The sequence below is a fragment of the Flavobacterium branchiophilum NBRC 15030 = ATCC 35035 genome (assembly GCF_002217205.1).
Lineage (GTDB): Bacteria > Bacteroidota > Bacteroidia > Flavobacteriales > Flavobacteriaceae > Flavobacterium > Flavobacterium branchiophilum.
The window spans coordinates 7,860-19,660 of sequence record NZ_MUGT01000052.1 but is presented as its reverse complement, the minus strand read 5'-3'; the positions used below and the strand labels follow the sequence as shown (position 1 = coordinate 19,660).

11 protein-coding genes and 1 pseudogene are annotated in these 11,801 nt (G+C 33.0%); 7 read left to right on the top strand and 5 right to left on the bottom strand.

Translation table 11 applies throughout. The features are described from left to right. Window positions 1-180 precede the first annotated feature (180 nt). Window positions 181-678: a hypothetical protein gene (locus B0A58_RS16270; RefSeq protein ID WP_133063086.1), complete on the bottom strand. Its 498-nt coding sequence runs from the start codon at window positions 676-678 to the stop codon at window positions 181-183. Between the two features lie 293 nt (window positions 679-971). On the opposite strand from B0A58_RS16270, the pseudogene B0A58_RS16170 reads away from it, so the two are divergent. After that, window positions 972-1,088, top strand: a pseudogene (locus B0A58_RS16170) (UDP-2,3-diacylglucosamine diphosphatase); the annotation flags it as partial. Window positions 1,089-1,204: 116 nt separating this feature from the next. Here the strand turns inward: B0A58_RS16170 and B0A58_RS07220 are convergent. After that, window positions 1,205-1,972, bottom strand: coding sequence for a DNA/RNA non-specific endonuclease (locus tag B0A58_RS07220; RefSeq protein WP_243389466.1), 768 nt, complete (start codon window positions 1,970-1,972; stop codon window positions 1,205-1,207). Window positions 1,973-2,139: 167 nt separating this feature from the next. On the opposite strand from B0A58_RS07220, the gene B0A58_RS16420 reads away from it, so the two are divergent. After that, window positions 2,140-2,691, top strand: coding sequence for a hypothetical protein (locus tag B0A58_RS16420; RefSeq protein ID WP_014082982.1), 552 nt, complete (start codon window positions 2,140-2,142; stop codon window positions 2,689-2,691). Between the two features lie 68 nt (window positions 2,692-2,759). On the opposite strand, the gene B0A58_RS07210 is transcribed toward B0A58_RS16420, so the two are convergent. After that, window positions 2,760-4,241 carry a helix-turn-helix domain-containing protein gene (locus B0A58_RS07210; protein ID WP_089080488.1) on the bottom strand — a complete coding sequence of 494 codons (1,482 nt, stop codon included), beginning with the start codon at window positions 4,239-4,241 and terminating at the stop codon, window positions 2,760-2,762. A 162-nt stretch (window positions 4,242-4,403) separates the two neighbouring features. Here B0A58_RS07210 and aceB point away from each other — a divergent pair, with 162 nt between their 5' ends. Together aceB and aceA are read left to right on the top strand one after the other, a co-directional pair. After that, window positions 4,404-6,005: a malate synthase A gene (aceB, locus tag B0A58_RS07205; RefSeq protein ID WP_089080487.1), complete on the top strand. Its 1,602-nt coding sequence runs from the start codon at window positions 4,404-4,406 to the stop codon at window positions 6,003-6,005. A gap of 46 nt (window positions 6,006-6,051) precedes the next feature. Then, window positions 6,052-7,332: an isocitrate lyase gene (gene aceA / locus B0A58_RS07200; RefSeq protein WP_089080486.1), complete on the top strand. Its 1,281-nt coding sequence runs from the start codon at window positions 6,052-6,054 to the stop codon at window positions 7,330-7,332. A 144-nt stretch (window positions 7,333-7,476) separates the two neighbouring features. On the opposite strand, the gene B0A58_RS07195 is transcribed toward aceA, so the two are convergent. Together B0A58_RS07195 and B0A58_RS07190 are read right to left on the bottom strand one after the other, a co-directional pair. Then, window positions 7,477-7,773: a putative quinol monooxygenase gene (locus tag B0A58_RS07195; protein ID WP_089080485.1), complete on the bottom strand. Its 297-nt coding sequence runs from the start codon at window positions 7,771-7,773 to the stop codon at window positions 7,477-7,479. Between the two features lie 247 nt (window positions 7,774-8,020). Then, window positions 8,021-8,869 (bottom strand): SAM hydrolase/SAM-dependent halogenase family protein, encoded by an 849-nt coding sequence (locus B0A58_RS07190; RefSeq protein ID WP_089080491.1) that lies wholly within the window; start codon window positions 8,867-8,869, stop codon window positions 8,021-8,023. Between the two features lie 179 nt (window positions 8,870-9,048). On the opposite strand from B0A58_RS07190, the gene B0A58_RS07185 reads away from it, so the two are divergent. From B0A58_RS07185 to B0A58_RS07175, 3 genes are all read left to right on the top strand, one after another. Then, window positions 9,049-9,999, top strand: coding sequence for a PhoH family protein (locus B0A58_RS07185; protein WP_089080490.1), 951 nt, complete (start codon window positions 9,049-9,051; stop codon window positions 9,997-9,999). Between the two features lie 48 nt (window positions 10,000-10,047). Then, window positions 10,048-10,611, top strand: coding sequence for a Crp/Fnr family transcriptional regulator (locus tag B0A58_RS07180; protein ID WP_089080484.1), 564 nt, complete (start codon window positions 10,048-10,050; stop codon window positions 10,609-10,611). A gap of 93 nt (window positions 10,612-10,704) precedes the next feature. Further along, window positions 10,705-11,694 (top strand): hypothetical protein, encoded by a 990-nt coding sequence (locus B0A58_RS07175; protein WP_133063084.1) that lies wholly within the window; start codon window positions 10,705-10,707, stop codon window positions 11,692-11,694. The last annotated feature ends 107 nt before the right edge of the window (window positions 11,695-11,801 follow it).

Here is an 11,801-nt window from a genome sequence, read left to right as displayed (position 1 = left end):
ATAGTTTCGTAGCCCAGCTATGCACATTTTTTTTTGATTTTTTCTAAAAAACCACACAACTTTGGACTATTTTATTAATATATTTGGTATTATTTAAAACAAAAACTTACTTTATTATTAAATACAAAAAGCCCTCCAAACCAATAAAGTTTGCTGGGCTTTTTTGTAAATATGAGCTATTTATTTTTTCTTGTTTTTTTTTGATTTCTTATTTTTTTTCGATTTCTTTTTCTTGGCAGCTTTTTTCTTGGCTTCTTTTTTGGCTTTCTTTTTAGCTTTCTTTTTGGCTTTATACTTTTGTTTAGTTTTCTTTTTTTTCTTGTTTTTTTTCCCTTTTTTAGCTTTTTTAACTTTTGATTTTTTCTTTTTCTTTTTCTTTTTTTCTTGTTTTAACTCCTCGTCTTTTATTTCTGATAATACCTCGTCTAAAGTATCAACAGGAGTGTGTTCCTGTATTGGAGCTGTTCCCATTGTTTCGACAACATTTGGTTCCGTTTCGGAAACTTCTACTGTTTGTTCAAAATCTGCACCAGCCGCTTCTTCAACTAGATTTTCTATTACTTCATTTGATTCTGATGCTGCTAAAACTTCGGTTTGTTCTTGGTTTGTGCTGCTTTTTACGTCCTCTGTTAAGTCGTTTTGAATCTGATTTTGTTCTTGCTTATTACTTTTTCTCATATCCGATAATTATTCAAAGATTATTTGCTTTTAATGGTCATACAAAAATAAACATTCTACAAACTCATGCGAACTTTAAAGATCAAAATATTAAAAAGATAACGTATTATTAACCATTACATAACATTAAATTAATATTAAAATAATATAAAATTTTAAAAATTGATGGTAGGATAACAATTTTAAAACATTTAAACGGAATTGTTTTCAAAATTTGTAATACATAAGCTCGTAAATAAGTATAGTTTCAAGCGAATTTTAATTACAAATAATTATTAAAAAAATGGTAACAAATGAAAAGAATAAGACAAATTGAATTAGTTGTTTTGAGTGATGTACATTTAGGAACTTATGGATGCTATGCAGAGGAGTTACTCGATTACTTAAAGTCCATCAATCCCGAAACATTAGAATATAAAAATTTGTAATTTTTTGAATTCAAATAATAAAAAATTATACATTTATTCATAAAAATACAACATAATTTACATACAACTGCTATGTTGGCAACTAAATAGGCAACTACCTAAAAACTCCAGTTTTTGTAATCACTAGATTGCTCCAGTTTTTGTTCAAGCGTGTTTGTTAATTTTGAAAAAAAATCAATTCCAGTTTTAGCCTCTATCTCATCTACACTTACAACGTATTCATACAATGCTTTATCACTAGATTGATGAGGAACTAAAAAAGCAATCATTTGGTACTGATTATTTTTTTTAGTCAACAATATTTTATAAAAATATTTAGGAACACTTACACCTTCTCTTCCTATTTTTTCTAAGCCCTCTTCTAAAACACCACCTGTTACCACATATATATTGCCATATTTTTCAGACCAATAACGCACTTTTTGCTCCAATCTGTTCCAAATGCCATCATTAAAATCATGCTTTTGAGGACTAATATTTGAGGTATAAAAAGTATCTTCAAACGCTTTAAAATCGAAAGCCATGTCTGCAGCAGCACATAAATGGCCTTTATCATAACCCGAATTTTTGTAATTTTTCCAACTTGCCGACCCACTTTCTACCAATGGATCTTCTTCAAAATAAGGTCGGTTGTAGTGTTTATTAGTTACTTTTCCGTGCAGCTGATAGGCAACCCATTCTGCTTGCTCGTGTGCCTCTTGATACGATAGTGTATAATACCGGTGCGATATTATCTTTCCAGTTGTAGAGGTAGGCAATAAATCTATATTATTATCTGTGCTTAACCGTAATTCTTGACTATCCGTCCCAACTGTAGGATCGGAATGAACTTCTTTGCAAGAAAACACTATTGTCAGAACGCTCATAACAACGAGACATCTTTTTAAATTCATTTTTTATTATATTTGAAATTATTTTATTTAGCTTTGCCAAAAATAATAAAATAATTAGTGCCGTTCTAAAAAATTATTCAAAAATAAAGGAATACCACTAGTATCAAAAAATAATTTAATAATTTAATACAAAACCAAAAATGAAACCAACAAAAGCAATACTTTGGGGTTTACTCCTTTTTTCGACAGTTACTTTTGCTCAAGACCTTACTTCAATTAAAGCCACAGACAGTTTGAAAGTGGATAGTGTGTATGTAGGCTTTGGCTCGAGCAATCAGAAAAACAATCAAAAGGAAATAGACAGGGAAATGGCTTATGAAAAACAGCAGCGAAAAGCCGAAAAAGCCAAAGAAAAAGCCGAAAACGAGGCCAAAGATCGAGAGCGTGATATGAAAAAACAAGAACGCAAACTTGAAAAGCAAGAAAAAGAATTGAAAAAAATGGCCAACAAGCAAGAAGCCATAGCCGATGCTGAGCAAGAGGTGTCCAAAGCAAAAGAAAAAGTGCAAGAAGCCCAAGAAGATTTAGTCAAAAAAACGGAAAAATACGAAAAAAACCTTAAAAAAGGCAAACTTTCGCCCAATGATATAGCTGATTTTGAAAAAGATAAAAGCAAAAGATTGGAAAAAATTGAAGATTTGAAAAAGAAAATTGAAAAAGCTGAAAAAAAATTATCTAAAGCTAAAAATTAAATTTTTTCATTCCTACATTCAAAAAAAGACGGTTTTTATAGCCGTCTTTTTTCATATCAATTCATTTTTCAACTGAATTTTGTAATGTATTTCTGTACCAATTTATCCGTTTTTTCGTTTCTAATTTTTTGTTCCAACTGAATTGGTGCTATTGCCCGTTCTGCACAATCTTTTACACTACATGTTTCGCAAGTTACCCCTACAATTTGCTTGCTCAACTGCTTACTGTCCATAAACTTAAATTTCTTTTTGAGCGATGCCGAAATTAAAATTCCTACCGAAATACTTCGCATATAATCTTTTTTGAAAGGGTCTGGCGTTGCAGACGAAAACACCAAATATTCGTTGTTGCTGTTTTCATAACTCGAAATTTGGGCATCAAAATAGTGTGTTTTTTGTTGTTTTAATGCTTCGTCTATACTACGAATAGACACCCAACGCCTACAATAATGCTCGTTCATTTCGTTGGCATGTGGTTCTTGTTGGTTTGTGATGTGCAGCTCTTTTTTAATTTGATAAGTATCTGAACCTATTTTGTGCGACATTCGCAAGAAAAACAAATTTTTTATTTGAAAATCTTTAGGCAAAATATTAGTCAATCGTTGATAAAAAGATTCAGGCGACACCTCAAATCGATTGACTAAAGCCACCATTTGTGCAGGTTTTGGAGCTTCTTTTTGCAAAAACACATGCAGTTCGTTAATCAATTTATTTCTAGGAATTAATAATGCTCCCGCAAAATAGGACGCATAAAAATTATTTAGCACCTGATCAAAATTATCAAATTTTATCCAACTAAAAGTATAAAGTCTTTCTTTTATTTCTAAATAATTATAAGCAATTTCTTTAGCTAAAATAAAAGCTTTTTGCGATTGATCGATATTTTCAGACACCAATAATGTTTTACTTTTGGGTACATATATAGAACGTAAATCGGCCAACTCCTCTGTTTCCGAAAAAACAATGTCTTTTATAGTATAATTGTATTCTTCTTTCAAAATAGCGGTCATTTCGGCTAATGTAATCTTGTTATCCAAATCAATTCTAAAAGATTGAGAAAAATCAATTACTTTTTGTTCTAAATCTTCAAAATAATTGTTGTGTGCTTCTTGATAAGACCGCAATGAGGCCAAAAAGAAACTCTCACGTGTAAGGTTATAATGCTGAGATATTTCGATGATGGTGCTGATAAAAGCCGTAACTTTTGCAGGGGCGTTGGCAATAATATCTATCAAATCGGCCTCTTGAATGCCAAAAAGTTCCAGTGGAATTTCCTTTAGTATTCCAGATCGAAGAATTTCGCCAATGGGAGCTAAATTGTTGTCCAGTTTAAGCGAAACCATGTGGTCATAAGGTACTTCTAGCTTTTCTGCAAGCAAAATAATTTTATCCGTTTTAGGGTATTTTTTACCCTTTTCGATTTCGTTCAAATAGGATTTGGACAAATCGGTAATTTTGGCTAACCCAAACAAAGACAGGTTTTTATCTGTCCTGGCTTGCTTCAATTTGAGGCCAAAAATAAGCTTAATATAGTCTTTTTCGATATTCATAATTCAAAGATACACTATCCAAACAAAGTATGCAAAAAAAATATTTTAAAAAAATAGCGAACGTACGCTTGTTTATTAAAAAACTTTTTGTAATATTGCACCATCAAAGAATAACAATTATTTAAAACATCTTATTAATAGTTAATTTTAATTCATTATAAAATGGAAAATACAGAATATTACACAACAAATATGTTAAATTTTTCAGAAGAAACTATTTCTAAATACCCTGAAATATTAACAGACGAGGCTTTAACTTTTTTGACTTTACTACACGAAAATTTTAATGACAAAAGATTGGCTTTGTTGGAAGAACGAATCAAACAACAATTTCTTTTTGATGATGGTGCACTTCCTGATTTTCCAACAGAGACTTTAGACATCAGAATCTCTGAATGGATAGCAGCACCAACACCAGCCGACTTATTGGACAGACGTGTTGAAATCACAGGGCCTGTGGACAGGAAAATGGTTATTAATGCTCTCAACTCTGGAGCTTCGACTTTTATGGCCGATTTTGAAGACAGTACATCCCCGTCGTGGAGCAACTTGATGGAAGGTCAAATTAATTTGAAAGATGCCGTAAACAAAACCATTAGACTTGAAGATAGCAAAAAAAACAAAACATACCGTTTGAACGACAAAACGGCCGTTTTGATTGTGCGACCAAGAGGCTTGCACTTGCCCGAAAAAAACTTGTTGAGTAACGACAAAGAAACTTCTGGTTCGTTGATGGATTTTGGTTTGTATTTATTTCACAACCACAAACAATTGGCTGAAAATGGGACAGGACCTTATTTTTATATACCAAAATTAGAACATTATTTGGAAGCCCGTTGGTGGAACGAAGTGTTTGAATTCGCTCAAAATTATTTGAATATTCCAAAAGGTACTATAAAAGCTACTATTTTGATAGAAACCATTACAGCTAGTTTTCAATTGGATGAAATCATTTATGAGTTAAAAGATCATATTGTGGGGCTCAATTGCGGTCGTTGGGATTATATTTTTTCCTATATCAAAAAACTAAGAAAAAAACCAGCTTTTATTGTTCCAAATCGAGACCAAGTAACCATGACCTCGCCATTTATGAGTGCCTATTCGCAATTGGTAATACAACGTTGTCATAAACGAAATATTCATGCTATTGGTGGTATGGCCGCTCAAATCCCAATTAAAAATGATGAAGAGGCAAACCAAGCAGCCTTTAACAAAGTGAGAGCAGACAAAGAGCGTGAAGCAACAAATGGACACGATGGAACCTGGGTAGCTCATCCTGATTTGGTAAAAGTTGCTATGGAAATTTTTAATCAAAAAATGCCAAATGCCAATCAAATTGAAGTAAAACGGGAAGATGTAATCGTGTCTCAAAAAGATTTATTGGAAGTACCATTGGGTACAGTTACCGAAGAAGGGGTTCGTAAAAACATCAGCATTTCTATTTTATACATTGCCTCGTGGCTTAGTGGTCAGGGTGCAGCAGCCTTGCACCACCTGATGGAAGACGCTGCCACTGCCGAAATTTCCAGATCGCAATTGTGGCAATGGCTTCAAAACGAAGTAGTTTTAGACAACGGAAAACCTCTTAATGAAAAATATTATGACTGGTTGGCCATTGAAGAGTTTAATAAAATCAAATCGTTGGTTGGGGAAGAAAATTACGAAAAAGGACATTTCAAATTAGCAGAACAATTGCTTGATGTATTGGTTATCAATCCCAATTTTATAGACTTTTTGACCATTCCAGGCTATAAATACATTTAATAAACATCACCAATATAAACACACATTTTTAAATATTATTATCATTATGAAAACAACAGAAGAAAGAATCCAGGCATTAGTATCAGATTGGTTAACAAACCCAAGATGGGAAGGAATTGAAAGACCTTATACAGCAGAAGAAGTAGTAAAATTACAAGGTTCATACCAAATTGAACACAGTATTGCTAGAATTGGAGCTACTAATTTATGGAACAAATTAAACAATCAAGATTTCGTAGCTGGTTTAGGTGCCTTAACTGGAAACCAAGCGATTCAAGAAGTGGAAGCAGGTCTTGAGGCTATTTACTTAAGCGGATGGCAAGTTGCTGCTGATGCTAACTTAGCAGGCGAAATGTATCCTGACCAATCATTGTACCCTGCTAACAGTGTACCAATGGTGGTAAAAAGAATCAACAACGCTTTGTTACGTGCTGATCAAATCCAAGTTGTAAACGGAACTGCTGACAAAAAAGACTATTTAGTACCAATCGTTGCAGATGCTGAAGCTGGTTTTGGTGGAAACCTTAACGCTTTTGAATTGATGAAATCGATGATTGAAGCGGGTGCGGCTGGTGTTCACTTTGAAGATCAATTGAGTTCGGCTAAAAAATGTGGTCACTTAGGTGGAAAAGTATTGGTTCCTACTCAAGAAGCCATCAATAAATTGGTTGCAGCTCGTTTGGCTACCGACGTTTTGGGTGTGCCAACCCTTATTGTGGCTCGTACAGATGCGGATGCGGCTAACTTGTTGACAAGCGATATCGATCCAAGAGATGCTAAATTTATCACTGGCGAAAAAACAGACGAAGGTTTCTTCTATGTAAATTGTGGTGTAGAGCAAGGAATTGACAGAGGTTTGAGCTATGCTCCTTATGCTGATTTGATTTGGATGGAAACTTCAAACCCAGATTTAGAATATGCAAGACGTTTTGCTGAAGGAATCCACGCTAAATTCCCAGGAAAAATGTTGGCTTACAACTGTTCACCATCTTTCAACTGGGCTGCTAAACTTTCTGTAGCAGAAATGGAAACATTCCGTGAAGATTTGGCTGCAATGGGTTACAAATTCCAATTCATCACTTTAGCTGGTTTCCACGCTTTGAATACCAGTATGTTTGAATTGTCAAAAGCTTACAAAGAAAGAGGAATGGCTGGATACTCTGAGTTACAAGAAAGAGAATTTGCATTGCAAAAACACGGTTTCAAAGCCGTTAAACACCAAGGTTTTGTTGGAACTTCTTACTTTGACGCTGTTCAAAACACCGTTACAAGTGGAAAATCATCAACAACTGCCATGAAAGATTCTACTGAAACAGCACAATTTTAATATCCCTATTTTTATTTTTTTTTAATTTTCACAAAGTGTTGGGTTTGGCAGAACCTTTAACACTTTGTGTTTTTTATACCCTTTTAATAAAAAACGGCAACGGCATGTCCAGATACTGAAAACACTACAACAAACTACTTTTCGTTATTTCAAACTCACCAGTTTATCTACGCTCCAAGCTTCGGGTTTGGCATTAAACAACGGTTTTGTAACAGCCCAAACAGCCGCAAACAAATCCGAATTTCTGTAATTTTCCAAATCAGATGGGGTGTCCCAATAGCTGTATGTAAAAAAAACAGATAGATTGTTTTGATCTTGATACAATTCCAGAAATTGATTTCCAGGAAAATTTCTTATTTTTTCTTTATTATCATGAAAATTTACCAAAAAAGCATCAACATTTTCTGGACTAAAACTCATTTTAACAATTCTTACAAACATAATAGTCGTTTTTTTTAAATTAAAAGCCAAAATTATAAATATAAAATGATTGGGCAACTATGTTTAATAATAATTGGGTCATGTGAAATAAATTATTTTTTTATAAAGATATTAAAGCTTTGAAAACGGAATTTGAAACATTCTTCTTATATCTAAATGAGCACCTACGAAGTCTTTTAAAATAACATTTTTACAAATTACTTTCATAAAAATAAATGAAACATACGATTAAAAGTTCCAATAATTTCTATTTAAATTCTATTGAAATCACGTCTCGATAATGAAGTCCTAATAGCGTTTTGGCAGAGCCAACGGTGGCTGGATTACTTCTAAAAATTGCAATTTCAAGGTATCCTGCCTCATTAAACACAGCCAATTTTTCGCCTTCATAATTTTTTAAAGCATAAGTCCCTTTGAGTCCAATATCCGAATATTTTTGATGAATGGTTTTGATATTGCTTTTTCGTTGGTTTTTATATTTTTCGTTCAAAATAATTTCAAAATCACGATTTTGTCTTACTTCTTCAAACATTTTTTTAGTAATATTCACCACAACATTACCAAAATGATCAATATATATAACATACCCTTTTAAAGTATTTTTGTTCTCTGCAACCATTGGTTTCAAGGTAGTTACCTCTTTGATTTGTTTGATTTCTGTACCAATAATGTGCATCAAACCCCCTTTTGCAATATGGGTAGCAACCCGAACCAACACATCAATGTCCGATACTTTGTCTGTAAATCGATCATGAACATTGATGCTAACTATTTTTTGAGGAATAAATTTCTGACACAAAAGACTCAAAATTCCATTGTCTGCCGCAATAAAAAAATGGTCGTTCCATTGCATCACAATATGCTGGTTTTCAAGGTTTAATTCCATATCCACACCAATCAAATGAATGGTACCTTTTGGAAAACTTTTCCAAGCCGATTCCAAAATGTAGGCCGCTTCAAATATATTAAATGGGTCTATATAATGCGAAATATCCACAATGTTTGCCTCGGGCATTTCAGATATAATTTTGCCCTTCAAAGCACCTACAAAGTGGTCTTTTATTCCGTAATCGGTTGTAAGTGTTATAATTGGCATTTTTTTTGATACAATTTTTATAGCCAACAAAAATAAAAAAATTAGTTTTAAAATAGACATACGATAAAAAAGCTTTTCAACAATTTGAAAAATGATATTTGGCATCAAAAAAAAAATAGAAAACATTTTGATTTACAAAAAATAAAAAGTAAATTTGATTGATAAAAAACAGCATACTTTTGAACGAAATAAGCATTGAATTAACCGATATTACTCCAAAAGAATTTTGGGGTACACAAGATATTCATCTTGAAAATATAAAACAGTATTTTCCAAAATTGAAAATAATAGCCCGAGGCAACACCGTAAAAGCCTTTGGAGAACAAGAAATACTAGAAGTTTTTGAAAACCGATTGCACCGACTGATGGTACATTTTACACGATACAATACTATTGATGCAAACGTAATTGAACGGGTGGTTTTGAGCGATACAAACACCGAAAAACGACACGAAGCTCTCGACAAAATATTAGTACACGGAGTAGGTGGCAAACTGATAAAAGCCATTACACCAAACCAACAATTGTTAGTCGATACATTAATCAAAAACGATATGGTTTTTGCAGTTGGTCCAGCAGGGACAGGCAAAACCTATACGGGAGTAGCTATGGCCGTAAAAGCCCTAAAAGACAAACAAGTCAAACGCATCATTCTAACCCGTCCTGCGGTAGAAGCGGGCGAAAATTTAGGTTTTTTGCCAGGCGATATGAAAGAAAAATTAGACCCCTACATGCAACCGTTATATGATGCCCTTCGAGATATGATTCCAAACGAAAAATTAGAGAATTATATTACAAAAGGCATCATACAAATAGCCCCTTTGGCTTTTATGCGAGGTCGAACTTTAGACAATGCTTTTGTGATTTTAGACGAAGCACAAAACACAACCCATTCGCAAATGAAAATGTTTTTGACTCGAATGGGCAAAAATGCCAAGTTCATGATTACGGGCGATCCAGGTCAGGTAGATTTGCCAAGGCGGACTATCTCTGGCCTCAAAGAGGCTTTATTGGTGCTCAAGGATATTGAAGGCATTGGAATTATTTATCTTGACGACAAAGATATTGTTCGACATCGATTAGTCAAAAAAGTCATCGAAGCTTACAAACAAATTGAAAACCACGATTGATTGTTTATATAAATTGAATTTCTAATGTAAAAGCCCTAAAAAATAAATATGCCCCACCAATTAAAATTGCAGTTTGAAAAAATGATCACGATTACAGATGCAGAGTTTGAATATGTTTTATCTCATTTTTCATATAAAAAGTTAAAAAAACATCAGTTTTTGGTTCAAATAGACGATTATGTTCCAAATGACTTTTTTGTTCTAAAAGGACTTTTAAAATCTTATCATTTAGATGAAAATGGAAAAATGTACATCGTTCAATTTGCCATGCAAGATTGGTGGATAACAGATTATCAGGCATATTATAACCAAAACAAAGCAACCCTTCATATTGACTGTTTAGAGGATGTAGAGGTTTTGTGTTTGTCATTAGAAAATCGAGAAAAAATTTGTTCCGAGCTTCATATTATGGAACACTATTTTAGAAAAAAATCAAATATGGGATATGTTTTATTGCAACAACGCATATTATCTTTTTTAAGTTCAAATGCAAAAGAACGATTTGAGACATTGTTAGTACTTCAACCTGATTTGTTTCAGAGAGTTTCAAAATCGTTAATAGCTTCCTATTTAGGGGTTTCTAGAGAAACATTAAGCCGTTTTGCAAAATAAAAGTGCGTTACATCACACAAAAATAGTGAGTTTGCTCAATTTTTAATCTTTAAGTGCATATTAGTTTTGTATTCAAATAAAAACTATATGACAATGTTTAAAAACAATTTTTTTATTGCAACTTTAATTCAAGTTGTATTTTTAGGAGCCTGTTCTAAAAATGAAGCTCAAAGCCCACAAAGTATAACACCCGATGTTATTCAATTTACACAATTAGGATTATATCCTGAAGGTGTTGCATTTGATCAAAACAGCAAGACTTATTTTGTGAGTTCGCTAACCAAAGGGGCTATTGGAACTGTTAATGATCAAGGCGTATATCAAGTTTTTGCAAACGACAACAACCTTGTTTCGACCACTGGTATTGTAGTTGATAGAGCCCAAAATCGCTTGTTAGTTGCCATTGCCGATCCTGGTACAAGTACCAAAACAACAATGCTAACTCAAGGAAAGCTGGGTGCCATTGCTATATACAATCTTACAAACGGACAACAAATTTCTTATATCAATTTAGGTATATTGAAACCTACTGCAAATCATTTTGCAAACGACATGGCAGTTGACAATTTAGGAAACATTTATGTAACCGATAGTTTTGCGGGTATTATATACAAAATAAATACCCAAGGAGTAGCATCTATTTTTTATGAAAATAGTGCTTTTGAAGCTCCAGCTGGTGCATTTGGTTTGAACGGAATAGTGTTTCATCCAAATGGGTATTTGATTGTTGCTAAATACAACGAAGGTATTCTTTATAAAATTCCATTGCAAAACCCTTCTAGCTTTTCACAAATAGTTTTGCCTCAAACCATTAAAGGAGCCGACGGATTATCGATAGACAATACAAATGCTAACACCTTAGTTGTAGCTTGCAATAACACTACAAATAAAGTATTTCAAATTAACACAACAAACAATTGGTCCACCGCAACAATTACAGCTACTTTTGATACAGGAAACGTTTTTCCTACAACAATTGCAAGCCGCAACAATGACAAATATGTTTTATATGCTCATTTAAATAATTTGTTTTCTGGGCAATCGTCTGATAATGTATTTCAAATACAAAAAATAAAATTTTAGAATACAAGGGAAGCTTATTTTATAAATAATATTTGTAAAAAAAACAGTTATGCACCTCAAGTAGCATAACTGTTTTTTTTTGCATATTCTATATAATACCAAATATA

Bases quoted from the DNA above. Each gene is read 5' to 3' on its own strand.
- B0A58_RS16270 (WP_133063086.1), bottom strand. From the start codon at position 678: ATGAGAAAAAGTAATAAGCAAGAACAAAATCAGATTCAAAACGACTTA.
- B0A58_RS07220 (WP_243389466.1), bottom strand. From the start codon at position 1,972: ATGAGCGTTCTGACAATAGTGTTTTCTTGCAAAGAAGTTCATTCCGAT.
- B0A58_RS16420 (WP_014082982.1), top strand. From the start codon at position 2,140: ATGAAACCAACAAAAGCAATACTTTGGGGTTTACTCCTTTTTTCGACA.
- B0A58_RS07210 (WP_089080488.1), bottom strand. From the start codon at position 4,241: ATGAATATCGAAAAAGACTATATTAAGCTTATTTTTGGCCTCAAATTG.
- aceB (WP_089080487.1), top strand. From the start codon at position 4,404: ATGGAAAATACAGAATATTACACAACAAATATGTTAAATTTTTCAGAA.
- aceA (WP_089080486.1), top strand. From the start codon at position 6,052: ATGAAAACAACAGAAGAAAGAATCCAGGCATTAGTATCAGATTGGTTA.
- B0A58_RS07195 (WP_089080485.1), bottom strand. From the start codon at position 7,773: ATGTTTGTAAGAATTGTTAAAATGAGTTTTAGTCCAGAAAATGTTGAT.
- B0A58_RS07190 (WP_089080491.1), bottom strand. From the start codon at position 8,869: ATGCCAATTATAACACTTACAACCGATTACGGAATAAAAGACCACTTT.
- B0A58_RS07180 (WP_089080484.1), top strand. From the start codon at position 10,048: ATGCCCCACCAATTAAAATTGCAGTTTGAAAAAATGATCACGATTACA.
- B0A58_RS07175 (WP_133063084.1), top strand. From the start codon at position 10,705: ATGTTTAAAAACAATTTTTTTATTGCAACTTTAATTCAAGTTGTATTT.